General features: G+C 70.8%; 21 protein-coding genes. 15 read left to right on the forward strand and 6 right to left on the reverse strand.

Going from position 1 to position 22,332, the window contains the following annotated elements:
- Positions 1-49 precede the first annotated feature (49 nt).
- Positions 50-1,642, forward strand: a complete 1,593-nt coding sequence (locus ACIQFZ_RS33635; protein WP_402692991.1) for an MFS transporter — start codon at positions 50-52, stop codon at positions 1,640-1,642.
- A gap of 179 nt (positions 1,643-1,821) precedes the next feature.
- On the opposite strand, the gene ACIQFZ_RS33640 is transcribed toward ACIQFZ_RS33635, so the two are convergent.
- A complete protein-coding gene (locus tag ACIQFZ_RS33640) occupies positions 1,822-3,468 on the reverse strand; it encodes an MFS transporter (RefSeq protein WP_402692992.1) in 1,647 nt (548 codons plus the stop codon).
- Between the two features lie 208 nt (positions 3,469-3,676).
- Positions 3,677-4,453, reverse strand: a complete 777-nt coding sequence (locus ACIQFZ_RS33645; protein WP_402692993.1) for an IclR family transcriptional regulator — start codon at positions 4,451-4,453, stop codon at positions 3,677-3,679.
- Between the two features lie 70 nt (positions 4,454-4,523).
- Between ACIQFZ_RS33645 and ACIQFZ_RS33650 the strand changes: the two genes are divergently transcribed.
- The 8 genes from ACIQFZ_RS33650 (at position 4,524) to ACIQFZ_RS33685 (ending at position 11,686) form a co-directional block, all read left to right on the forward strand.
- Positions 4,524-5,693, forward strand: coding sequence for a cupin domain-containing protein (locus tag ACIQFZ_RS33650; protein WP_402692994.1), 1,170 nt, complete (start codon positions 4,524-4,526; stop codon positions 5,691-5,693).
- A 2-nt stretch (positions 5,694-5,695) separates the two neighbouring features.
- Entirely contained in the window at positions 5,696-6,523 is an 828-nt protein-coding gene (locus ACIQFZ_RS33655; RefSeq protein WP_402692995.1) for a fumarylacetoacetate hydrolase family protein, read from the forward strand.
- A complete protein-coding gene (locus ACIQFZ_RS33660; protein ID WP_365776245.1) occupies positions 6,520-7,155 on the forward strand; it encodes a maleylpyruvate isomerase family mycothiol-dependent enzyme in 636 nt (211 codons plus the stop codon). Before ACIQFZ_RS33655 ends, ACIQFZ_RS33660 begins: the two co-directional genes overlap by 4 nt.
- A gap of 13 nt (positions 7,156-7,168) precedes the next feature.
- A complete protein-coding gene (locus ACIQFZ_RS33665; protein WP_402692996.1) occupies positions 7,169-8,437 on the forward strand; it encodes an FAD-dependent oxidoreductase in 1,269 nt (422 codons plus the stop codon).
- Positions 8,434-9,627, forward strand: a complete 1,194-nt coding sequence (locus tag ACIQFZ_RS33670) for a thiolase family protein (protein WP_402692997.1) — start codon at positions 8,434-8,436, stop codon at positions 9,625-9,627. Before ACIQFZ_RS33665 ends, ACIQFZ_RS33670 begins: the two co-directional genes overlap by 4 nt.
- A complete protein-coding gene (locus tag ACIQFZ_RS33675) occupies positions 9,624-10,316 on the forward strand; it encodes a 3-oxoacid CoA-transferase subunit A (protein WP_402692998.1) in 693 nt (230 codons plus the stop codon). The genes ACIQFZ_RS33670 and ACIQFZ_RS33675 overlap by 4 nt, the downstream gene beginning before the upstream one ends.
- Positions 10,316-10,984, forward strand: a complete 669-nt coding sequence (locus ACIQFZ_RS33680; protein ID WP_402692999.1) for a 3-oxoacid CoA-transferase subunit B — start codon at positions 10,316-10,318, stop codon at positions 10,982-10,984. Before ACIQFZ_RS33675 ends, ACIQFZ_RS33680 begins: the two co-directional genes overlap by 1 nt.
- Before the next feature lie 93 nt (positions 10,985-11,077).
- The gene (locus ACIQFZ_RS33685; protein WP_361421908.1) at positions 11,078-11,686 is read left to right on the forward strand and encodes a TetR/AcrR family transcriptional regulator; all 609 of its coding nucleotides are present in this window, start codon (positions 11,078-11,080) and stop codon (positions 11,684-11,686) included.
- A 7-nt stretch (positions 11,687-11,693) separates the two neighbouring features.
- Here ACIQFZ_RS33685 and ACIQFZ_RS33690 read toward each other — a convergent pair whose 3' ends face one another.
- The 4 genes from ACIQFZ_RS33690 to ACIQFZ_RS33705 are packed head-to-tail and all read right to left on the reverse strand — an operon-like array spanning position 11,694 to position 15,124.
- Entirely contained in the window at positions 11,694-12,617 is a 924-nt protein-coding gene (locus ACIQFZ_RS33690; protein ID WP_402693000.1) for a LysR family transcriptional regulator, read from the reverse strand.
- Positions 12,618-12,627: 10 nt separating this feature from the next.
- Entirely contained in the window at positions 12,628-13,770 is a 1,143-nt protein-coding gene (locus ACIQFZ_RS33695) for an NAD(P)/FAD-dependent oxidoreductase (protein ID WP_402693001.1), read from the reverse strand.
- Positions 13,767-13,955 (reverse strand): ferredoxin, encoded by a 189-nt coding sequence (locus ACIQFZ_RS33700; RefSeq protein ID WP_365420284.1) that lies wholly within the window; start codon positions 13,953-13,955, stop codon positions 13,767-13,769. The genes ACIQFZ_RS33695 and ACIQFZ_RS33700 overlap by 4 nt, the downstream gene beginning before the upstream one ends.
- Positions 13,952-15,124: a cytochrome P450 gene (locus ACIQFZ_RS33705; protein ID WP_402693002.1), complete on the reverse strand. Its 1,173-nt coding sequence runs from the start codon at positions 15,122-15,124 to the stop codon at positions 13,952-13,954. The genes ACIQFZ_RS33700 and ACIQFZ_RS33705 overlap by 4 nt, the downstream gene beginning before the upstream one ends.
- A 249-nt stretch (positions 15,125-15,373) precedes the next feature.
- On the opposite strand from ACIQFZ_RS33705, the gene ACIQFZ_RS33710 reads away from it, so the two are divergent.
- The 6 genes from ACIQFZ_RS33710 to ACIQFZ_RS33735 are packed head-to-tail and all read left to right on the forward strand — an operon-like array spanning position 15,374 to position 22,187.
- Positions 15,374-16,348, forward strand: a complete 975-nt coding sequence (locus ACIQFZ_RS33710; RefSeq protein ID WP_402693003.1) for a phosphotriesterase — start codon at positions 15,374-15,376, stop codon at positions 16,346-16,348.
- A gap of 49 nt (positions 16,349-16,397) precedes the next feature.
- The gene (locus ACIQFZ_RS33715) at positions 16,398-17,354 is read left to right on the forward strand and encodes a phosphotriesterase (RefSeq protein ID WP_402693004.1); all 957 of its coding nucleotides are present in this window, start codon (positions 16,398-16,400) and stop codon (positions 17,352-17,354) included.
- A 13-nt stretch (positions 17,355-17,367) separates the two neighbouring features.
- Entirely contained in the window at positions 17,368-18,480 is a 1,113-nt protein-coding gene (locus ACIQFZ_RS33720) for an FAD-dependent oxidoreductase (protein ID WP_402693005.1), read from the forward strand.
- 4 nt (positions 18,481-18,484) lie between these two features.
- A complete protein-coding gene (locus ACIQFZ_RS33725) occupies positions 18,485-19,408 on the forward strand; it encodes an alpha/beta hydrolase (RefSeq protein WP_402693006.1) in 924 nt (307 codons plus the stop codon).
- Between the two features lie 34 nt (positions 19,409-19,442).
- On the forward strand, positions 19,443-20,384 hold the full coding sequence (locus ACIQFZ_RS33730; protein WP_402693007.1) for an MBL fold metallo-hydrolase: 942 nt from the start codon (positions 19,443-19,445) through the stop codon (positions 20,382-20,384).
- Between the two features lie 18 nt (positions 20,385-20,402).
- Positions 20,403-22,187: a CocE/NonD family hydrolase gene (locus ACIQFZ_RS33735; protein ID WP_402693008.1), complete on the forward strand. Its 1,785-nt coding sequence runs from the start codon at positions 20,403-20,405 to the stop codon at positions 22,185-22,187.
- The last annotated feature ends 145 nt before the right edge of the window (positions 22,188-22,332 follow it).

The raw sequence follows: 22,332 nt of genomic DNA on the forward strand, positions 1-22,332 counted from the left end.
ATCCATCTCGTCGACTTGTCGACGTTCTCATCACAGACAAGGCACCTGCATGCCCTCCACCGCCGTGGACCACTCAACCCTGCCCACTCCGTCGCCAGTGGGCGCCGAGCGGGGTTCGCGCTCCAATCCGTGGCTGACGCTGATCGCCGTCGCGATCGGTCTCTTCATGGTCAACCTCGACGGATCCGTGGTCTCGATCGCGAACCCGGAGATCGGCCGCAGCCTGCACGCGTCCACCGCCGACCTGCAGTGGGTCACCAACTCCTACCTCATCGCCATGGCCGCCGCCCTGATCCTGGGCGGCAAGCTGGGTGACCGGTTCGGGCGGCGCACGTACTACATGGCCGGAGTCGCGGGCTTCGTCGTGGCCTCCGTCATGATCGGGCTGATCGGCTCCGTCGAGGGCGTGATCGCCTTCCGCGCGCTGCAGGGGCTCTGCGCCGCGCTGCTGATCCCCAACACCCTCGGCCTGCTGCGAGCCGTCTTTCCGCCGCACAAGTTCGGCACGGCGGTGGGCCTGTGGGCCATGGTGGCCTCCTGCTCGACGGCGCTCGGACCGATCGTCGGCGGCCTGCTGGTCGAGCACGTCAACTGGGAGTCCGTGTTCTACATCAACGCGCCCATCGGCATCGCGACCCTGGTCTTCAGCGCGCTCGTGCTGCCGCAGAGCAAGGACTCCACCGGCCGCCACCGCTTTGACATCCCCGGCGTGATCCTGCTGGCGCTCGGTCTGGTCGCCGTGGTCTTCGGCGTGATCAAGGGCGAGACCTGGGGCTGGACCTCGGGGGGAACTCTGGGCTCCCTCGCCGCCGGACTGGTCCTGCTGGTGCTCTTCGGCTGGTACGAGACCCGTGTCCGGCACCCGCTGCTGCCCATGCGACTGTTCCGCAGCCCGGCGCTGACCATCGGCGCGCTCGTCACCGCGATCAACTTCTTCGTGCTGCTCGGCGTCATCTTTTTCCTGATGCTGTACCTGCAGAACGTCCGGGGCCTGCCCCCGGTCGAGGTGGGTGTGCGAACTCTCCCGCTGAGCCTGGCCTCCGTGGTGGCGGCACCGCTGGGCGCGGCGCTGACCGAGCGGCTCGGCGCCCGCCTGTCCATGCCGGCCGGCATGCTGCTGGAGGCGGTGGCCTCCGTGTGGATGTTGACCTGGGACGCGGACGCCTCGTACGCGGCCATGTGGCCGCCATTCGTCCTGATCGGCCTAGGCGTCGGCATGGTCATGTCGGCCTCCTCCGACGCGATCGTCGGCAACGCGCCCGTCCGGGACGGCGGTGTGGCGAGCGGCCTGCAGTCCACCGCACTGCAGATCGGCGGCGCCCTCGGTACGTCCGTTCTGGTCTCGCTGATCAGCAGCCGGGTCGGAGCCACGCTCGCTGCGGAGCTGACCGGTGCCGGGGTGCCGGCCTCCGCGGCACACAGCCTGGAGGAGGCCAAGGATGCCGTGGCAATGGGCATTGCGCCGGTCACGGACGGCATGCCCGCGTCGCTCAGGGCTGCCGTCGTCGAGGGCAGCGGCGACGCCTTCATGAACGGCGTGCATGCCGCCGTTCTCGTCACCGCCGTCCTGTGCGTTGTGGGCGCCCTCCTCGCCGCGGTCGGCCTGCGTCGCGACACGGGCCCGGCCGCCGGCGAGCACTGACGGCGGGCGCTCGAGGCAGGCACGGTGCCGTGACCCTGGCGGGGTGGAGAACCGCTGTACCGACTGCGCCGCGCCGACGTGCTCCGTCCCGACCGGCGACGGCCCGCCCACCGCCTTGTGTGTGGCGGGTGGGCCGTGCGCGTCGATCGTCCTGGTGACGTAGTCAGGAGACGTGGAGGTCAGGGATGGGCGGCATCGGCAACCGGTTCGGACCTGCCGTCGTGGCCGGGCAGCGCAGGCGCGGTCACCTCGTGCTCGGCGGCACCGCGGGCGTGGAGGCCGATCATGCCGAAGGCTGTCAGCGCCGCGGCGACGGCGGCCGCCACACCGCACACCAGGTAGGCGGTGCTGAAGCCGCCGCCCAGGGCGTCCAGGGCCAGGCCGTGTGCCGCGGATCCCGGGGCGCCGGGCGGCAGGCTGTTCACGGCGATGGGCCCTCCGGCCCCGGCGATCTCGCGTGCCGCTGCCAGCTGACCGGCCGGCAGGTCCGCGCCGGACAGGTTCGCCGCGAACGCCGACCCCGCATTGCTGAGGGCGACCGCGCCGACGACGACGGGGCCGAGGGCGAAGCCGAGGTCGCGCAGCATGTTGGTGGTGGCGCTGGCCATGCCCGCCAGCTTCAGGGGCACGCTGTTCAGCGCCACGGCCGTCACCGAGCTGACGGTCAGGGCGAAACCGATGCCGATCAGCAGGGCGGGCGCGACGAACGCGCCGAGTCCCAGGTCGGTGACGTCCAGTTGGGTGAACAGCAGGCAGCCGGCCGCCATCAGAACGAATCCCGAGGTCAGCAGCCAGGACGCGGCGACCCGGTGCAGGAGACGCGAGACGACCGGGATGAGTACGAAGGCCGGCCCCTGCAGGAGCAGGAAGAGGATGCCGACGCGCATCGGATCCTGGTGCTGTACGGGACCCATCCACATGCTCGTCGCGAAGCAGGCGCCGAGGAAGGCGAGCATCCCGATGACCGCGACGACGGACGACACGGCGAACGCCCGGTTGCGGAACAGTTTCAGGTCGAAGATCGGGGACTCGGCCCCCAGCTCCACCACGATGAACCCTGCGAGGAAAACCGCGCCGAGGGCGAGGGAGAGCATGACGGGCAGGGTGATCCAGCCCGACTCGGGCCCCTCGACGGCGCCGTACAGCACCAGGATGAGACCGACGGCGAAGGTGATCTGGCCGGGCACGTCGAACCTGCGGCCCTGGGGCGCCTTCGACTCCGTGGCCAGCACCAGGGTGAGCACCATGCTGACCAGGGCGAGTCCGACGAGCACCCAGAAGGAGCCGCGCCACGACCCGACCTTGGCGAACATGCCGCCGAGCAGAGGTGAGACGGCGGCGCCGGCGGACAGGAAACCGCTCCAGAGTGCCACCGCGTGTGCCCGTTCCCGCAGGGTGCGGGTCACGGCGGTGATCGCGGTGAGCGAGCCGGGGAACATGGCGCCGGCGCCCAGCCCGTTGAGGGCGGCGCCGATCCACAGCACCTGCACGGTGGGTGCGAGCGCGGCCACGGTACTGCCCGCGGCGACCAGGGCCGTGCCCGCCACGACGAGCCTTCGCCGCCCGAAGAGGTCACCGAGGACACCGAAGGTGAACTCGAAGCAGACCACGGCGATCATGAACGCGGCGGTGATCCATGTCAGTTGGGATCCGTGTGTGTTCAGGTCCTCCTGGAAGAGCCCGAGCAGCGAGGCCGGCAGCGCGTTCGCGACCTGGGCCACGAAGACCGCACCGCAGGCGGCAGCCAGTGTTCCCGCGTAGCCCGGTCTCCGGGCGGCCCCCGCGGTTGGGCCCTGGGACGTGGTCGTCCCGTTGTTGAGCGTCATTGCTGTTCTCCCTGGCTGGGGAAGGCGGGCGTCCCGGAAGCGGGAGCCACGAGAGCGTGAAAGCGCTCGGCTCGGCGCACGCGGTGGGGGAGGGGGCACGTCGCGAGTCCGGCGTGGTGTCGTGGAGAATGACACTTCGCTTTACGTTACGTCAATGAAATGCGCACAACTTAAAGTGAGTGGTCTTGGCGTAAGGTGACCCGAGGGCTCAGAACCGCTCGGCCAGGTCCGCCTCCAGGGCGCGCGCGGCGGCGTCCAGAGTGGCCACCAGGGGCTGCAGGCGGTGCGGGTCGTAGCGCACGCCGGGCATCGACACCGACAGGCCTGCCAGCGCGGTGCCGTCCCGATCACGCACCGGTACGCCGACGGCGATCAGACCCCGCTCGGACCGTTCCTTGTTGACGGCGAACCCGTTGCGCCGCAGCCGTTTCAGCTCTGTGTGCAGGCGGGCGAGGTCCGGTCGGTCGGCCGGACGGTCCCGGTAGCGCTCGGGGGCGTACACCTCGTCCAGTTCCTCGTCGGAGAGGTCGGCGAGCAGGAGCAGTCCCGCCGTGGTGCGGTGCGCCGGGAACACCATGCCCTCCCGGGAGCCGACCCGCAGGGCCTGCCGGCACTCCACGCTGGCGATGAACCGGGCTGTGTCCCCGGTGCGCACCGTCAGGTTCGCGGTCTCGTCGAGCAGATCGACGACCCGGTGCAGGTGGGGCAGGGCCGCCGCGCGCAGCCGTGAGACCAGGGACTGGGAGTGCGTGGCGAGTTCCAGCACCGGTCCCGCGCGGTAGAGGCGGTCCTCGTCCTGAACGGCGAAGTCCCGGTAGACCAGCATCGCCAGGATCCGGTGGGCGGTGGACCGGGCGACGCCGAGGCGCTCGGCGATCTGCGAGACGGTCGCGCCGCCCTCCATCTGCAGGATGGTCGCCGCCCGCAGCGCGTGGTCCACGCTGGCGATCGGGTAGGGCGGCGGTGTCTTCAGCGGCTTGTCCATGGCGCGATCCTCTGATTCTGCTCTCCAGAATCTCCATGTTCTCTCACCAGACGCGGCGCACGCTGATGCCGTGACTGAGACCTCCCTAGCCCAAGACATCTCCACGGGTTCCCCGGTCCGGCTCCAGGCTGTCGCCGCGGAGGGACAACCCGAGGTCACCCCGGCGCTCGAAGAGCTGTACCGGGGCTTCGAGCAGGAACTGCTCGTTCCGCTGTGGACCGAGATCGGCGACCTGATGCCGGCCCACCCGCGCTCGCGCGCCGTGCCGCACCTGTGGCGCTGGGAGAGGCTGCGGGAGCTGGCGGACCGGGCCGGCGGCCTGGTGCCGGTCGGCCGCGGCGGTGAGCGCCGGGCCATCGCGCTGGCCAACCCCTCCCTCGGCGGCAGGCCCTTCGCCACGCCGACGCTGTGGGCGGCCATCCAGTACCTCATGCCCGGCGAGGACGCCCCCGAGCACCGCCACACCCAGCACGCCTTCCGCTTCGTCGTCGAGGGTTCGGGCGTGTGGACGGTCGTCGGCGGCGACCCGGTGCCGATGAACCGCGGTGACTTCCTCCCGCAGGCGGGCTGGAACTGGCACGCCCACCACAACGCCACCGCCGAGCCGATGGCGTGGATCGACGGGCTGGACATCCCCTTCCAGTACGCCACCGAGGCGCAGTTCTTCGAGTTCGGCCGCGACGAGATCAGCGACGCCGAGCGGATCACCCCGGAGCGCTCGCGCTCCGAACGCCTGTGGGGCCACCCCGGCCTGCGCCCGCTGTCGGCCGCCCCGGCCACGCCGGGCAGCCCGCTGCTGTCCTACAAGTGGGAATACACCAACGCCGCTCTCCGCGACCAGCTCGTGCTGGAGAAGGAGGGCTTCGGCGGCACCGTCGAGCCCGGCCACGCCGCGGTGCGCTACTCCAACCCGCATGACGGCTCCGACGTCCTGCCGACCGTCCGCGCCGAGTTCCACCGCATCGCCCGGGGCGCCGAGACCGCGCCGGTGCGCGAGACCGGTTCGTCGGTGTACCAGGTCTTCGACGGCTCCGGCGTGGTGAGCGTCGGCGACAAGTCCTGGACGGTCACCCGCGGCGACCTGTTCGTCGTCCCGTCCTGGGAACCGTTCTCCGCCCGGTCCGAGGCCGGCGCCACCGACTCCGACGAGGGCGCTCTCGACCTGTTCCGCTTCTCCGACGCGCCCGTCTTCGAGGCGCTCAAGCTCCACCGCATCGACCGCACCCAGAAGGACGCCTGACCATGAAGCTCGCCACCATCCGCACCGCCGACGGCACCAGGGCGGTCCGCCTCTACGGCGAGACCCTCGTCGACCTCGGGTACGCCGACCTGGGCGAGCTGTTCGCCGAGGACGGCTGGCAGGCCAGGGCCGCCGCCGCGTCCGGCACCACCTACCCGGCCGAGTCGGCGGACTTCGCGCCGGTCATCCCGAACCCCTCCAAGGTCGTCTGCGTCGGCCACAACTACACCAACCACATCAAGGAGATGGGCCGGGACCTGCCGAGTTACCCGACGCTCTTCCCGAAGTTCGCCGACACCCTGCTGGGCGCGCACGACGACATCGTCAAGCCGGCCGAGACCGACGCGCTCGACTGGGAGGTCGAGCTGGCCGTCGTGATCGGCAAGCAGGTGCGCCGCGCCGACGAGCAGCAGGCCGCGGACGCCATCGCGGGCTTCACCGTCATGAACGACATCTCGGTGCGTGACTGGCAGTTCCGCACCATCGAGTGGACCCAGGGCAAGATCTGGGAGGCCTCCACCCCGGTCGGCCCCTACGTCGTCACCCCCGACGAGGTCGGCGGCGTCCGCCCCGCGCTCGAAGTGAAGACGGTCGTCGACGGCCAGGTCATGCAGCAGGACGACACCGGCACGCTGCTGTTCGACCCGGTCTTCCTGGTGCAGTACATCTCCACCGTCATCACCCTGCGCCCGGGCGACATCATCGCCACCGGCACCCCGGCGGGCGTGGGCAACGCCCGCGACCCCAAGGTGTTCCTGCTCCCCGGCCAGACCGTCGTCACCGAGATCGCCGGCCTGGGCGCCTGCACCAACAAGGTGGTCGCGGAATGACCGAGGTCACGCGCACCTTCGCCGACGCGCGCGCGTGGGCCCGCACGGGCACCGAGCTGATGCTCGACGCCGTCGCGGGCCTCGGCGAGGCCGGCTTCTCGGCCCCGAGCGAGCTGCCGGAGTGGACCCGGGGGCACCTCGTGGCGCACGTCGCCGCCAACGCCGACGCCCTGTGCAACCTGCTGCACTGGGCGGCCACCGGCGAGGAGACGCCGATGTACGCCTCCGCCGAGGAGCGCGCCGCCGGTATCGCCAAGGGCCCCACCCTGTCGGCCGACGAGCTCCGCTCCTGGCTGACCGGCTCCGCGCACCGGCTCGCGGAGGGACTGGACGGGCTCACCGACGAGCAGTGGCAGCACAAGGTCATCACCGCCCAGGGCCGTACGGTCCCCGCCACCGAGCTCCCGTGGATGCGCGCCCGCGAGGTGTGCGTCCACGCCGTCGACCTCGGCACCGGCGTCGTCACCTTCGCCGACCTCCCGAAGGGCTTCCTGACCGCCCTGGTCGCCGAGATCAGCGCCAAACGCGGGCTGACCGAGCTCCCCGACGGCCCGCTGCCCGAGGTCGCCGCCTGGCTGGCCGGCCGTCCCCACTTGCTCGCCGACGCCCCCGAGCTCGGCCCGTGGCTGTAGAGGAGTGCATCCCATGTCCCACCCTGATGTGATCGTCGTCGGCGGCGGCATCGGCGGTCTCGGCGTCGCGTTCTCGCTGACCCGCCAGGGCCAGAGCGTCCGCCTGCTGGAGCGCGCCCCCGCCTTCGGCGAGGTCGGCGCCGGTATCCAGCTCGCCCCCAACTGCACCCGCATCCTCGACGACTACCGTCTCCTGGAGGAGGCCAAGAGCCTCGGCGTCGTCCCGGACGCGATGGTCATGCGCGATGCCGTCGACGGCGACGAGTTGACCCGGCTAGACCTGCGCGACCTGGAGAAGCGCTACGGCTACCCGTACCTGGTCATCCACCGCAGCGACCTGCACGGCCTGCTGCTGCGTGCCTGCGAACGCGCCGGTGTCGAGCTGATCAACGACGCACACGTGACCTCGTACGAGAACACCGACGGCGGCGCCCGTGTGACCGTCGCCTCCGGCGAGACCCACGAGGCCGCCATGGTGATCGCGGCCGACGGCCTGCACTCTCCGGCCCGCAAGCTGTTCGTCGACGACCAGCCCGTCTCCTCGGCGTACGTCGCCTACCGCGGCACCGTCCCCGCCGAGCAGCCGCGGGTGAAGTCCGTCGACCTCAGCGAAGTCGTGGTGTACGTCGGCCCCGGCTGCCACTTCGTCCACTACGGCCTGCGCGGCGGCGAGATGCTCAACCAGGTCGCGGTCTTCGAGTCGCCCAAGGCGCTGGCCGGCCGGGAGGACTGGGGCACGCCCGACGAGCTCGACGCCGCCTTCGCCAAGACCTGCGGTTTCGTCCAGGACGGCCTGCCGTTCATGTGGCGGGACAAGTGGTGGCGGATGTTCGACCGTGACCCGGTCATGAACTGGGTGCACGGCCGGATCGCGCTGCTCGGTGACTCCGCGCACCCACCACTGCAGTACATCGCACAGGGCGCGATCATGGCCATCGAGGACGGCTGGGTGCTGGGCGAGCACGTCGCCCGCAACCGTGCCGAGGACGGCACGGTCGACTGGAGCACCGCGCTCGCCGCCTACGAGGCCGTCCGCCCGGAGCACTGCCGCCGCGTGCTGACCACCTCCCGCACGTGGGGCGAGCTGTGGCACCTCGACGGTGTCGCCCGCGAGCAGCGCAATGTGCTGCTGCGCGCCCGCGACACCTACGACTACGCGTTCACCGACTGGCTGTACGGGCCGACCGCGCTGACGCCGGACGAGGAGCCGGAGATGTTCACGCCGGTTCCGCTGTCCTCGGCGGCCGTCGGGGAATCGGTGCTCGCGGGTGACGCGGCATGAGCGACGCCTACCTGTACGCGGCGGCCCGCACCCCGTTCGGCCGGTTCAACGGGGCCCTCGCCGGCGCGCGCCCCGACGACCTCGCCGCCACCGCGCTGACCGGCCTGCTGGCCAAGGCGCCCGGCTTGGACCACGCCGCGATCGGCGACGTGGTGTGGGGCAACGCCAACGGCGCCGGTGAGGACAACCGCAACGTCGGCCGGATGGCGGTGCTGCTGGCCGGACTGCCGGTGAGCGTCCCCGCCACCACCGTGAACCGGCTGTGCGGCTCCAGCCTGGACGCGGCGATCATCGCCTCGCGCACCCTGGAGTCCGGCGACGCGGACGTCGTCGTCGCCGGCGGCGTGGAGTCCATGACCCGCGCACCGTGGGTGCTGCCCAAGCCGGACCGGGCCTACCCCGCCCGCGATGTCACGGCCGTCTCCACCACCCTGGGCTGGCGGCTGGTCAACCGGGCGATGCCGAAGGAGTGGACGGTCTCGCTGGGGGAGAGCAACGAACTGCTCCAGGAGAAGTTCTCGATCTCCCGTGAGCGGCAGGACGAGTTCGCGGTGCGCTCGCACCGGCTCGCGGCCGCCGCCTGGGACGGCGGCTTCTACGACGACCTGGTCCTCCCGACGGAGGACCTCGCCCATGACGAGGGCATCCGCCCCGGCACCGACCCCGCGAAGCTGGCGGCACTGAAACCGTCGTTCCGCCCGGACGGGACGATCACCGCGGGCAACGCCTCCCCGCTGAGCGACGGGGCGTCGGCCGTGCTGCTGGGGACCGGGGCGGCGGCCGGCCGGATCGGGCTGGCCCCTGTCGCCCGCGTCGCCGGGCGCGGCGTGCACGCAGTCGAGCCGCAGATGTTCGGCTTCGCCCCGGTGGAGGCGGCCGAGAAGGCGCTGCGCCGGGCCGGGATCGGCTGGGGCGACGTGGGCGCGGTCGAGCTCAACGAGGCGTTCGCGGTGCAGTCGCTCGCCTGCGTGGACGCCTGGGGCGTCGACCCGGAGATCGTCAACACCCGGGGCGGTGCCATCGCGCTCGGACACCCGCTGGGCGCCTCGGGCGGCCGGCTCCTCGGGACCCTGGCCGAGGTGCTGCGCGAGCGGCGACAGCGCTGGGGCGTCGCGGCCATCTGCATCGGCGTGGGCCAGGCCCTCGCCGTGGTCCTGGAGAACGTGACCGACGAGGTGAGCCGGGGATGACCACGACCATCGCCGCCACGGCCGACGAGGCCGTGGCGGGCTTCGAGGAGGGCTCGACGGTCCTGGTGGGCGGATTCGGTCTGGCGGGCATGCCGTTCGACCTCATCGACGCCCTCATCCGGCAGGGCGCCGGCGAGCTGACCGTGGTGTCCAACAACGCCGGCAACGGGGACGTGGGCCTGGCCGCGCTGCTGAAGGCCGGCCGGGTGCGCAAGGTGATCTGCTCCTTCCCCCGGCAGAGCGACTCCTACGTCTTCGACGACCTGTACCGGGCCGGCCGGGTCGAGCTGGAGGTCGTACCGCAGGGCACTCTCGCCGAGCGGATGCGGGCCGCCGGGGCGGGCATCGGCGCCTTCTACAGCCCGGTCGGCGTCGGCACCCCGCTGGCGGAGGGCAAGGAGACCCGGGAGATCGACGGACGCGTCCACGTCCTGGAGTACCCGATCAAGGGCGACGTGGCTTTGATCTCGGCGCACCGGGCGGACAGCATGGGCAATCTCGTCTACCGCAAGACCGCCCGGAACTTCGGCCCCGTCATGGCCACCGCGGCCGGCACGGTCATCGCCCAGGTCACCGAGATCGTGCCCGTCGGGGAGATCGACCCGGAGAGCGTGGTCACCCCGGGCATCTACGTCGACCGCCTGGTGCGGGCCGAGGCCCGCCGGCTGACCGTGCAAGGAGCCCGCTGATGACGACCGCAGCCACCACCGTGGAGCACCCCGATCGGGGCCCGCTCACCACCGACGAACTCGCCGCCCGCATCGCCCGCGACATTCCGACCGGCTCGTACGTCAACCTCGGCATCGGGCAGCCGACCCGGATCGGCGAGCACCTGTCGCCGGACGCGGGGATCGTGCTGCACACCGAGAACGGCATGCTCGGCATGGGCCCGGCCGCGACCGGCGACGAGATCGACCCCGATCTCACCAACGCCGGGAAGGTGCCGGTCACCGAGCTGCCGGGGTCGGCGTACTTCCACCACGCCGACTCCTTCGCGATGATGCGCGGCGGTCACCTGGACGTGTGCGTCCTCGGGGCGTTCCAGGTGTCCCAGCACGGTGACCTGGCCAACTGGCACACCGGTGACCCCGACGCCATCCCTGCCGTGGGCGGTGCCATGGACCTCGCCGTCGGAGCACGGCAGGTCCTGGTGATGATGAAGCTGTTCAGCCGGGACGGCGCCCCCAAGCTGGTCCCCACGTGCACGTACCCGCTCACCGGACCCGGCTGTGTCCACCGTGTCTACACCGACCACGGCGTCTTCGCGGTCGGCCAGGACGGGGTCCGGGTCCTGGAGACGTACGGCCTCACGGTGGCGGAACTGCGGGAGCGGCTCTCCGTGCACTTGCACGCCTGAATCCCTTACATCAAATAAAGATCACGTGTGGTGCGTAAAGCAAAAGTCCGGTGTGTGCGTTCGCCGTGCAGAGACGGCGTTAGGATCTCGGGCATGGCGAACCTTCGTGAGGCACAGAAGCAGATGACCCGCCGTCTGCTGCTGGAGTCGGGACTCGAGCTGTTCAAGACGAAGGGGTACGCAGCTACCACGGTCGACGACATCGCGACCGCCGCAGGCACCACGCGCGTGACCTTCTACGCGTACTTCCCCTCGCGCAGTGACCTGATGAGGGCACTGATCGACGAGCAGCTCAATGAGGTGCTGCAGCGCGTCCGCTCTCCCGAACACGGTTCCACGGCGCGGGACCTGGTGGCCACCGTCGCCGAGGGGACGCCCGAGGCGATCATGGCGTGGCTGCGGCGGACCGCCGAGAGCTGGCCGGTCATCCGGCCGATCATCCGCATCGGCCGCGATGCCGCGGTGATCGATCCGGAACTCCCCGACCTGGTCGAGCGGTGGCTGGAGGAGGCCATCAGCGACATCGAGGACGGGCTGACTGCGGCCGGGCGCCTCGAACCCCACCAACGCCACTTCCGTGGCGTTCTCGCCATGTCCCAGCTCGACTACGTCGCCCAGCACTGGGACGGTGCCGACTGGAAGATCACCCGCGACCAGATGCTCGACGAGCTCGGTGCCAGCTGGGTGCGGCTGCTGAGCTGACTGGGGGTCAGAGCCCCGCCGCGACGTCGAAGAGCAGCGCCCGGAGCCATTCGATGAAGTGCTGATCGGCCAGCCGGGGGTTCCAGACCATGTCGATCCCGAGTCCGGGAAGCGAGAAGGGGAACTCCTCGATCCGCAGGTCGGCGAGCGTGCGCATGGCGGCGGCGACCTGGTAGCGCAGGAGAGCGATGCCGCCGGCGCGGGCGACCAGGAAGGGCACCAGCAGGAAGTCGGAGCTCAGCTGGCCCACCCGGTAGGGGATGCCCTTGTCCTCCAGCACGGAGTAGGGAAAGACCCGCCGGTCGGTGTCGACGACGATGTGCGGCTGTGTCGTCAGGAGCTCGAGCGCGTCGGCGTCCGGTGGGGTGTCCGGGGAGGCCACCACCACACAGCGGTCGTTGTACAGGCGCTCGCGCGGATACGGAGAGAAGTGCCCCTCGGAGATCAGCACGACGTCGACGCCCTGATCGGTGAAGGTCGCCTCGGTCGGCACCGTGATCGTCCGCAGTCGCAGCGTGGCGTGAGGAGCGCGCTCGGTGACGAGCCGGGTCAGCCGGGGCCCCACGACGAACGCCGTGCTGTTCGTCATGGCGACCGTGATGACCCGCCGGTCCGTCGCGGGGTCGAAGAGGGGGAAGTTCACGATGCGTGCCGTCTGCTGCAGGGCGCTGCGCAGCGGCCCCACCAACTCCAGTGCGCGTGGGGTCAGCGTGACCCCGCTCCCTTGCCGGACGACGAGGTCGTCCCCCAGCATGCGCCGCATTCTCGTCAGGGCATGGCTCATGGCCGGCTGGGACAGACCGACCCGCTCCGCGGCCCTGGTCACCGAACGCTCCTCGAGGAGCGCGAGGAGGGGCACCAGCAGGTTCAGGTTGACCGATGCCAGCCGGTCCAGGCCCGAACCCGTGGTGCCCCGTTCCTCTGTGCTCATGCGGCGAACCTTACGCGGCCGCCCGGGTCGTCCGGCGCAGTCGGGGGATCGGGATCCGGTAGTTGAGCGCCACGGCGTCACCGGTGCCGTCCTCGCGCGACCAGCGCATCAGCGCCGGACCGCCGCCGGGCCCTCCGTCGACGTACTCCGGCTCCCCTTCCACCGGCAGGTTGCCCACCGCCTTCAGGCTCAGTCCGAACTGCTCCGTCCAGAAGTACGGCTGGAACTGCAAAGGCGGAGCCTCGTCGCCGCGGACGAGTGCCCGCGCCGCGACCTTCGCCTGCTCGATCGCGCTGCTCCACAGAGGGATGCGGCGCAGGCCCTGCGGGGTGGGGAAGGCCGCGAGATCGCCGGCAGCCGCCACGTCGGGGCGGACGAGACCGCGCTCGTCGACCGGCATGGCGCCCTTGGCGGTGAGTCCCGAGTCGGCGAGCCATTCCGTGTTGGGAACGTCGCCGGCGGCGGTCAGGATCACCTCGGCCTCGAGAACCCCGCCCTCGTCGAGGACGACCCGGGTGCTTCCGTCGCTCCCCTCGATCCGGGCCGCCGCGGTCTCCACGATGGTGAGCCCCTGGCCCAGCGCGGCCTTGACGAACACGTCGGCGAGATACGGGCCGAGCTGGAGAATCAGCGGCGCGCCCTGGGAGACGAGCGTGACCTTGCAGCCGGTGGCCAGACATCCGGACGCGATCTCCATGCCGAGTGGGCCGCCGCCCACCACGACGACCGACGGCCCGGCCGCCAGCCGACCGCGCAGGGACAGCGCGTCGTCGAGCCCGCGCAGGGTGACTTCCCCGGGCAGATCGGAGAGACGTCGCGCCCGGGAACCGGTGGCCAGAACGACGCGGTCGTACGGCAGGGCCGTACCGTCGTCGAGTGAGACGAGCCGGCGGTCGAGGTCGAGGCCGGTCGCCCGCACGCCGAGCAGTTCGCTCGCCCCGTGGCCGGCCGGCGGCAGCTCGTGCGACGACATGTCGTCACCGTCGAGCAGGAGCGCCTTCGACAGGGCCGGGCGGCTGTATGCCGGGTGCCGTTCGTCGCCGACGATGGTCAGTTCGCCGTCGAAGCCGGCCTCGCGGAGGGTGTCGGCCGCGGTGAGCCCGGCGATCCCGTTGCCGACGACGACGACGCGCTTCAGGGTGCCGGTGCTCATACGATCCTCAGCGCCGCGACCGGACACACACGGACGGCGGCGTTCGCCAGGGCGGCGTCGGCCTCACCGACCTCCTCGCGGTCCAGGACCAGTTCGCCCTCGTCGTCGAGGTGCATGAGCTGCGGCGCGGCCTCCTCGCACAGGCCGTGGCCCTCACAGCGGGGGCGGTCAAGGACGATCTTCATGCGGGGATCACCTCCAGGACGGGGAGCTCCTCGATGCTCCGGGTGGTGTTGCTGGGGACGCGGACCTCGGGTCCGGCGACAAGGCGTTCGACACGCCGGGAGAGCGCCTCGATCACGGCGTGGGCCTCCAGGCGGGCGAGCCCCTGCCCGGCGCAGCCGTGCGGGCCGTAGCCGAACGACAGGTGGTCGACCGGATTGCGCTCGACGAGGAAGGCGTCCGGGTTCTCGTAGTGCCGGGGGTCGCGGTTGCCGGCGCCGAACAGGATGGCGACCTGTGCGCCCGCCGGGACGACCGTCCCTTCGATCGTGACGTCCTTCGTGACGCGCCGGCCCCAGGCGTGGACGGGGGCCCAGAAGCGCAGCACCTCGTTGAACGCCGCGGGGACCAGCGACGGGTTCTCGCGGACCAGGGCGAGCTGGTCGGGGTGCCGGGCGAAGAGGGCGATGATGTTTCCGATCGCCGCGATGGTGGTGTCGACGCCGGCCCCGAGGTACTGGTGGATGATGTGGCCGGCCGTGTCCGCCGGGATGGCGCCGCGGGCCTCGGCCTCGAAGATGCCGCGGCCCGCGGACCCTTCCGCGAGGTCGTCGGCCTCGACCTGGGAGCACCAGGCGTAGAGCTCGCCGGCGACGGGGAAGTTCTCGGCCGTGCGCTGGTTCATGGGGCCGAGGACCTGCATGGCGGCCTGTCCCCAGCGGAGCATGTTGTCGCGCACGTGGCCGGTGAAGCCGATCAGGTCCGCGACGACCTCCAGCGGGAAGGCCCGGGCGAGCGCGTCGATGGCCTCGAAGGAGCCCTTCGCGACGAGCTCGGCGACGAGGGCGTCCGCCTTCGTCTCGATCCCAGCCTTGAGACCGCGCAGCGCACGCGGGGAGAGGTTCTCGGTGAGCGTGGCGCGCAGCTGGGTGTGCACGGGCGGGTCGGACGCGAGCGAGGTGCCGGTGAGCGCTTCGTTGGCCATCGGATTGAAGGCGATCGAGGTCGAGGAGAACGACTCCCAGTCGGCGAGGGCGCCACGGACGACGTCGTACCGCGTCAGCGCGTAGACGTCGTTCTCCGGGAGGTGGACGACGGGGCCCCGTTCCCGAAGTTCGGCGTAGACAGGGTAAGGATCGAGGACGACTTCGTCGGCGAAGAGGTCGACGTCGGAGGTAGGCGGGGTGCTCATGCCCCACAGTGAAGTGTCCGACCTCATATCGAACAAGTGAATGCTTTACATGCTCCCGCATGCACGGCATGCATGTGTCATGCACTCGACAAAATGCGCGCACGCAAGGGGGCCGGTCGCGTTCGCGCAACCCTTGGAGAATTGTTTTTTCGTGGCGTTCGTTTCATTGACGGCATGTAAAGCGAATGGCTACCGTGACCGCAGCCACAGGGTGCGCAGGCACTCCACACCGGACATGTGAGGCAAGGCATGAGCGTCGAAAGCAACACCGTGAACACCGTCCTGGGCCCGGTGCCGGCCGCCGAGCTGGGTGTCGTCTCGGTCCATGAGGCGCTGCTGTCGGTGGTGCCCGGCGCCGAGCACGCCTTCGACATCACCATCGACCGCGCCGAGATCTTCGAGACCCTCGCCGCGAAGCTGAAGGACTTCCGCGCCCACGGCGGCGGCACGATCGTCGACAGCACCGGCATGTTCCATGGCCGGGACGTCCGGCTGTACGAGACCCTCGCCCGCACGACCGGCGTGCACATCGTCGCGTCGACGGGTCAGGGCCCCGAGGAGTTGCTCGGCGGTTACTTCCTCACGCCGCAGACCAACCCGCCGACGCCGTGGCCGGCCGAGAAGTTCGCCGACCTCTTCACCAAGGAGGTCACCGAGGGCATGGTGGTCCCGCGGGTGGAGCGCCGCGGCGCGGCGGGCCTGGTGGCCACCACCGCGACCCGCGAGGGCATGACCGCGACCGACGAGAGCCTGTTCCGGGGTGCGGCCCGGGCCGCTCTGAGTACCGGCGTCGCGGTCTCCATCCGCTACGGGAGCGACGCCCTGCACGACCTGGACGTCGTCCTGGACGAGAAGCTGGCGGCCGACCGTGTCGTCGTCGGCGGACTCGACCGCAAGGACGCCGTCGCCGCCGGAGCACCCCTGGAGGTCGCCCGGCGAGGTGCCTACGTCGCCCTCGACCACGTCGGCGTGGAGGACGGGGAACACGTCACCGACGCCGAGCGTGCCGCTCTGGTCGCCGACCTGGTGAAGGCCGGCTTCGCCGACCGGATCCTGCTGTCGAGCAGCGCGACCGGAGTGGCGAAGGGACACTCCGGCAACGACCTGCCGTACAGCCATGTCCTGACCACCTTCGTCCCGCTCCTGAAGACAGAGGGTCTCAGCGACGAGGACGCGCGGCGGATTCTCGTGGAGAACCCGCGCGACCTGCTGTCGGTGCGCTGAGCGCGCCGGCACGAACGACCATCAAGTCTCTTACTCAAAGGTGAGTGTTGTGTCGAGAGTGAACACGGTCCTGGGCCCGGTCCCGGCCGAGGAGCTGGGACTCGTGGCCGTCCACGAGCACATCGGGTACGGCATGCCCGGCTCCGAACTGGACACCAAGTGGTGGAAGACCCCCGAGCAGCGGTACGAGGAGACCGTCCCGAAGCTGCGCGCGTTCCGCGAGTACGGCGGCGGCACCTTCGTCGACGCGACCGGCATCTGCAACGGCCGTGACGTCGACTACTACAAGTCGCTGTCCGCGAAGACCGGCGTCCACATTGTCGCCTGCACCGGCTTCGTCGGCGGCGACACCGCCCTGCCGCACTTCGCGAACGCCGACGTGGACTACCTGATGCGGCAGTTCGTCCACGAGATCACCGTCGGCATCGGCAGCACCGGCGGCCTCGCCGGTGTCATCAAGGTCGGTGTCAGCCGCGGCGGCCGCATGACGGACCTGGACAAGCGGATCTACCGCGCCGCGGCCCGCGCCTCGCTCACCACGGGCGTGCCGATCCTGACCCACCTCGCGATCGACGCCGAGAACGCGATCGCCGTCTTCGACGAGGAGGGCCTGCCCCTGGACCGCGTCCTGTTCGGGCACGTCGACGACGGCGTGAACGCCGACAAGACGCGCGACGTCTGGATCGCGGAGAAGGGCGGCCGCATCGGCTTCGACACCTTCGGCTACGAGACCGAGCTGCCCGACCCGCCGTTCTGGGCCCGCCCCCGCAAGGAGCGGCTGGACCACTTCCTGCGGTTCATCGACGGAGGCCGGCGGCTGAAGCAGGTCCTCGCCTCCGCCGACGCCAACTGCAGCCCGCTGGGCTGGCCAGGCGTCAAGGGCCACACCGTCAACTACATCTTCGAGGACCTCATCCCGGACCTCCGCGCCGCCGGTCTCGATGAGGCCGCCATCAAGACGATCTTCGTCGACAACCCCGCCGACTTCCTCACCCTGCAGAAGTAAAGAGAGAACCACCATGCAGTCCTCAGACCTGAAGAACCTGAAGATCGCCGTCGTCGGTGCGGGATACGGCGGCGCGGCGGCGGCCAAGGCCCTGAGCCGGCTCGGCGCCGAGGTCGACGTCTACGAGCAGGCCAACCAGATCCGGGAGGTGGGCGCCGGTATCGGTCTGCGTCCCGTCACCATGAACCGGTTTCGTCAGTGGGGGATCTTCGACGCGATCGCGAAGGTGACCTCGCCGAGCGAGTACTTCGAGATCCTCACGGCCACCGGTGACCCGATCATGAAAGAGACGTGGCCAGTCGACGGCGAGCAGACCCATACCCACCTGATCCACCGCGGCGACTTCATCGACGCGCTTCTGGGCGTCCTCCCCGAGGGCATGGTGCACCTCGGCCACAAGCTCGAGAGCATCGAGGACAAGGGGGACAGCTCCGTCCTCACCTTCGCGGGCGGCAAGACCGTCGAGGCCGACCTGGTCGTCGGCGCCGACGGCATCAAGTCGGTGGTGCGCAGGCAGCTGTTCGGCGAGAAGGGCCCGGTGTTCTCGGGCGAGCACGCCTACCGCGCGGTCATCCCCGTCGCCGCCGCCCACGGGATGGTCGTCGACGACAACCTCCGGATGTACATCGGCAAGGGCACGAAGATCTACCTGCTGCCGCTGCGCCACCGGGGCCAGGTGTCGTTCGACATCACCGCCCTCTGCCCGGACGGCACCTGGAACCCGCAGGTCACGAAGGCCGACATGCTGAAGACGGTGGAGGGCTTCGACGAGCGCCTCGTGAGCATCACGCGCGATCTCGACATGGGCACCGTGAACATCCGCGCCGTCTACGACATCGACCCGGTCGACACGTGGCATTCGGACTCCGTCGTCCTCGTCGGCGACGCGGCCCACTCGATGCTGCACCACCAGGGCCAGGGCGCCAACTCGGCCATCGAGGACGGCGGCGCGCTCGCCGACGCCCTGCGGCAGGCGGACTCCGTGAAGGAGGCGCTGGCCCTGTACCAGGCCACCCGCAAGCCGGTGACCGACGAGCTGCAGCGCATCTCGCGCCAGGGGTGGACCGAGGACGAGATCAACGACGTCTTCCCCGGCCAGAAGCCCGCCGTTGCCGGGCAGGAGTGACACCGTGACGCTGCATCCCGAGATCGCCACATTCATCGCGAGCCTGCCCGCCCCGCCCGAGGGCCCGCTCGACCCGGTCGCCCTGCGCGCCGCGGACGAGGCGCACGTCGCCCCCCTGGAGGAGCGCCTGCCGCTCCACGCGGTCGACGACGTGACGGCGAAGACGGCCGCCGGCGAGGTACCGGTACGGATCTACACCCCTGTCGAGGCCGACAGCTACGGCGTGCTGGTCTACTTCCACGGCGGCGCGTTCTTCCTCGGCAGCCTGGAGACCCACGACCACGTCGCGCGCTCACTGGCCAAGGAGACCGGTCTCAAGGTCGTCTCCGTCGGCTACCGCCTGGCACCCGAGGCGGCCTTCCCGGCCGGTCTCGACGACTGCTACGCGGTCGTGCGCTGGGTCGCCGAAGAGGGTACGGGCCTGGGCTGGGAAGGTGCGACCCTCGCCGTCGCCGGTGACAGCTCCGGCGGCACCTTCGCCGCCGCGGTCGCCGCCAGGGCGCACGACGACGGCTTCGACCGGATCACCCACCAGATCCTCTACTACCCCTCGCTCGACCTGGACTTCGACGTCGACCGCTACCCGTCGCTGCGGGAGAACGCGGTGGGTTACGGCCTGGAGACGGCGGGGCTGAAGCCCTTCAACGCCTTCTACCTCGACAGCGGCGCCGACCCCACGGACCCGCTGGTGTCGCCGATCAAGCGGACCGACCTCACCGGTCTGCCGCCCGCGCTGGTCGTCACCGCCGAGCACGACCCGATGCGCGACGAGGGCGAGTTGTACGGCGAGCGGCTGCGCGAAGCCGGTGTGGAAGCGACGGTGAGCCGGTACGAGGGAGCGGGCCACGGGTTCGTCCAGCACTTCTCCTGGATCCCGGAGTACCACGCGGTCTTCACGCGGACACGCGACTTCCTCGGCCGCAGCTGACCGGCCGGCCCGTGCACGAGCGGAGTAGGAAAGCATGACGCACCCAGTCACCGTCCACCCCCTGGTCTCGCCCTGGGGCCGGTTCGGTCTCTACAGCTTCTTCATCGACGCACCCGAGCCGGCGATCGTCGACACCGGCATCGCCTCGTCGCCCGCCGAAGGGATGGCTCCCGCGCTCGAGGCCATCGGACGCCGCATCGAGGACGTGCGCTGGATCCTGCTGACCCACGGTCACATCGACCACGTCGGCGGAGCACACGCCCTGTGGGAGCTCACCGGGCGGCGCGCCCAGGTGGTCATCCACGAGGCCGACGCACCGATGCTCCGCTCGCGCCGGGCCCACGTCGAGGAGTACCTCGCGGGACGGGGCCGGTACCTGGACGACCCCGAGGGCGAGGCGAAGGTGACGGCCGCCACGGAGGCCGTCATCTCCGGCGAGATGGAGCCCTCCCTGCTGGTCAAGGGCGGCGAGACCCTCTCCCTCGGCGGTGATGTCGCCGTGTCGGTGCATTCCGTACCGGGCCACACACCCGGATCGGTCGCCTACGTCGTCGACGGACAGCGCTCGGTGTTCACCGGAGACGCCGTCCAGGTCCACGGGGCGGCCAACGGCTTCCCGGGCTACACGGACCCGGTCGCCTACCGCGCCGGCCTGGAGTACCTGCGGGACGAGATCCGCCCACGGCACCTCTACCTGGGGCACCCCTACCGCCGCGTCGACGGCACACCGTACGGCGTCGAGCTCGACGAGGCGCAGGCCCACGAGGCAATCACCCAGAGCCTGGACATCGAGGCCCGTGTCGCCGCGGCCGCCTGCGGATGCCTGGAGGCGGGCCTGCGGGAGACGGATTCGCCGTACTCCCCGTTCGCCCGTGCCGCCGAGGAGCTCGACTACACCGGGGACCCCTCGCTCGAGCCGTCGCCGTTCTTCACCTCCATGGCCGGCTACCGCACGCACCTCGAACAGAACGCGTAACACAGGAGCTTCACACCCATGACCAACCTTCACACGATCCGCGCGGGCGAGCAGTCGATCGCCGTCCGCAAGGATCTCCAGGTGCCGATGCGCGACGGCGTCACGCTGGTGGCCGACGCGTACAGCGGTGTGGACGACACACCGCGGCCCGCGCTGGTGGCCCTGAGCCCGTACGGCAAGGAGCTCCAGGCCCTGGCCCTGACGACCCCGCCGCAGCGCCGGCCGAGCCCCATGTGGGACGGCTGCATCGAGGCCGGCGACATCGCGCGCGTCGTCCAGGAGGGCTACGTGCACGTCATCGGCGACCTGCGCGGCTCCGGGGCCTCCGAGGGCGAGCACATCGGCAACTACAACGCCGGTGGCGTCTCGCTCGGCCAGGACGCGTACGACTTCATCGAGTGGGTCGCCGCGCAGCCGTGGTGCGACGGCAACGTCGGCATGATCGGCATCTCCTACTTCGGCTCGATGCAGGTGCTGGCGGCGGCCGAGCGTCCGCCGAGCCTCAAGGCCATCTTCGTCAGCGGCGGCCACTACGACTTCTACGAGACCACCTACCACGGCGGCGTCATGTGGTTCATGCCCCGCGCCGCCCGTGAGGGGCGCGGCGGCGACTCCGGCTGGGCCTTCACCGACGGCGTCAAGTCCCGCATGCTCGAGACCTACTCGCCCGAAGAGATCAAGAAGCGGGTCGCCGAGCGCCTGCAGGACCCGGACGTGGCCGCCTGGCCCAACCTGGTCCACGTGCTGAACTACCCGAGGAACCACGAGGCCTGGTTCGACATCGTGATGAACGAGGTCGACGGCGAGTGGTACGAGGAGCGCAACCCCGTCACCCTGGCGCCGAACATCGACATCCCGGTCTGGCTCCAGATCGACCAGGGCCGCGGCTGGACGATGGACGGCACCATCGAGGTCTTCAACCGCCTCAAGGGCCCCAAGAAGCTGGACATCGGCCCGTACCCGCCCATGCAGTCGCGCCCCTTCATCGAAGAGCACGACAAGATGTTCCGCTGGTACGACCACTGGATCAAGGGCATCGACAACGGGATCATGGACGAGCCCGCCGTCACCGTGCACGTCGAGGGCTCATGCCAGTACGTCACCGGGGCCCAGTGGCCACCGAAGGACGTGGAGCACAAGCCGCTCTACCTCCGCCCGCGCCACAAGCTCTCCTTCGAGCCCGAGCCCATGGGCGCCGAGCACGCCGTCCCCGACGGCTTCTACCAGGCGCCGCTCACGGTCACCGACAAGGTGGAGATGCTCAGCTGGAGCACCGAGCCGTTCACCGAGCCCACCGAGATGATCGGCCAGGGCGCGGCGCACCTCTTCGCGGAGATCGACCAGCCCGACACCAACTTCATCCTGCGCATGTGGGACGAGGCCCCGGGCGGCAAGCGACAGCTCATCACGACCGCCTACCTCAAGGCCTCGCACCGCGAGCTCGACGAGGGGCGCACCACCGAGGGCGACCCCCACCACCCGCACACCCGTGCGGTGCCGGTCGAGCCGGGGAAGATCGAGGAGTACGTGCTGCGCGTCTACCCGTTCGCGGCGATGTTCCTGCCGGGCCACAAGCTGGTCGTGGAGCTGTCGAACGACGAGCCCCTGGCCGACGCGCACAACGCGCTGCTGCCGCCGGACGCCTTCCACCTGCCGGTGGGCCGCCCCGTCACCCACAAGATCTACCGCGACGCCGCACACCCCTCCCGGCTGGTGTTGCCGTTCACGACGGTCACGGCGCCGGACGCGACGCGATCGGGTTCTGCGCGCACCGAAGACGGAGACCGGCGCAGCGGCTCCTGACGAGGCCGACGCCGACCGGGGGACCGCCGTACCCCGGTGGCCGGTCTCGCCCTTTCGCCCGGCCGGCGTCCGGACCTTCGCGCTCCCCGCCGCGTCGTCCCGGCCGCCGGCCATGCACGACCCCGGGCCGCGTGCGCCGCAGACA

This window comes from Streptomyces sp. NPDC093064 (genome assembly GCF_044754605.1).
Classification (GTDB): Bacteria; Actinomycetota; Actinomycetes; order Streptomycetales; family Streptomycetaceae; genus Streptomyces.

What these genes read in the sequence shown, in the direction of transcription:
- ACIQFZ_RS33635 (WP_402692991.1), top strand. Translation starts at nt 50, where the DNA reads ATGCCCTCCACCGCCGTGGACCACTCAACCCTGCCCACTCCGTCGCCA.
- ACIQFZ_RS33640 (WP_402692992.1), bottom strand. Translation starts at nt 3,468, where the DNA reads ATGACGCTCAACAACGGGACGACCACGTCCCAGGGCCCAACCGCGGGG.
- ACIQFZ_RS33645 (WP_402692993.1), bottom strand. Translation starts at nt 4,453, where the DNA reads ATGGACAAGCCGCTGAAGACACCGCCGCCCTACCCGATCGCCAGCGTG.
- ACIQFZ_RS33655 (WP_402692995.1), top strand. Translation starts at nt 5,696, where the DNA reads ATGAAGCTCGCCACCATCCGCACCGCCGACGGCACCAGGGCGGTCCGC.
- ACIQFZ_RS33660 (WP_365776245.1), top strand. Translation starts at nt 6,520, where the DNA reads ATGACCGAGGTCACGCGCACCTTCGCCGACGCGCGCGCGTGGGCCCGC.
- ACIQFZ_RS33665 (WP_402692996.1), top strand. Translation starts at nt 7,169, where the DNA reads ATGTCCCACCCTGATGTGATCGTCGTCGGCGGCGGCATCGGCGGTCTC.
- ACIQFZ_RS33670 (WP_402692997.1), top strand. Translation starts at nt 8,434, where the DNA reads ATGAGCGACGCCTACCTGTACGCGGCGGCCCGCACCCCGTTCGGCCGG.
- ACIQFZ_RS33675 (WP_402692998.1), top strand. Translation starts at nt 9,624, where the DNA reads ATGACCACGACCATCGCCGCCACGGCCGACGAGGCCGTGGCGGGCTTC.
- ACIQFZ_RS33680 (WP_402692999.1), top strand. Translation starts at nt 10,316, where the DNA reads ATGACGACCGCAGCCACCACCGTGGAGCACCCCGATCGGGGCCCGCTC.
- ACIQFZ_RS33685 (WP_361421908.1), top strand. Translation starts at nt 11,078, where the DNA reads ATGGCGAACCTTCGTGAGGCACAGAAGCAGATGACCCGCCGTCTGCTG.
- ACIQFZ_RS33690 (WP_402693000.1), bottom strand. Translation starts at nt 12,617, where the DNA reads ATGAGCACAGAGGAACGGGGCACCACGGGTTCGGGCCTGGACCGGCTG.
- ACIQFZ_RS33695 (WP_402693001.1), bottom strand. Translation starts at nt 13,770, where the DNA reads ATGAGCACCGGCACCCTGAAGCGCGTCGTCGTCGTCGGCAACGGGATC.
- ACIQFZ_RS33700 (WP_365420284.1), bottom strand. Translation starts at nt 13,955, where the DNA reads ATGAAGATCGTCCTTGACCGCCCCCGCTGTGAGGGCCACGGCCTGTGC.
- ACIQFZ_RS33705 (WP_402693002.1), bottom strand. Translation starts at nt 15,124, where the DNA reads ATGAGCACCCCGCCTACCTCCGACGTCGACCTCTTCGCCGACGAAGTC.
- ACIQFZ_RS33710 (WP_402693003.1), top strand. Translation starts at nt 15,374, where the DNA reads ATGAGCGTCGAAAGCAACACCGTGAACACCGTCCTGGGCCCGGTGCCG.
- ACIQFZ_RS33720 (WP_402693005.1), top strand. Translation starts at nt 17,368, where the DNA reads ATGCAGTCCTCAGACCTGAAGAACCTGAAGATCGCCGTCGTCGGTGCG.
- ACIQFZ_RS33730 (WP_402693007.1), top strand. Translation starts at nt 19,443, where the DNA reads ATGACGCACCCAGTCACCGTCCACCCCCTGGTCTCGCCCTGGGGCCGG.
- ACIQFZ_RS33735 (WP_402693008.1), top strand. Translation starts at nt 20,403, where the DNA reads ATGACCAACCTTCACACGATCCGCGCGGGCGAGCAGTCGATCGCCGTC.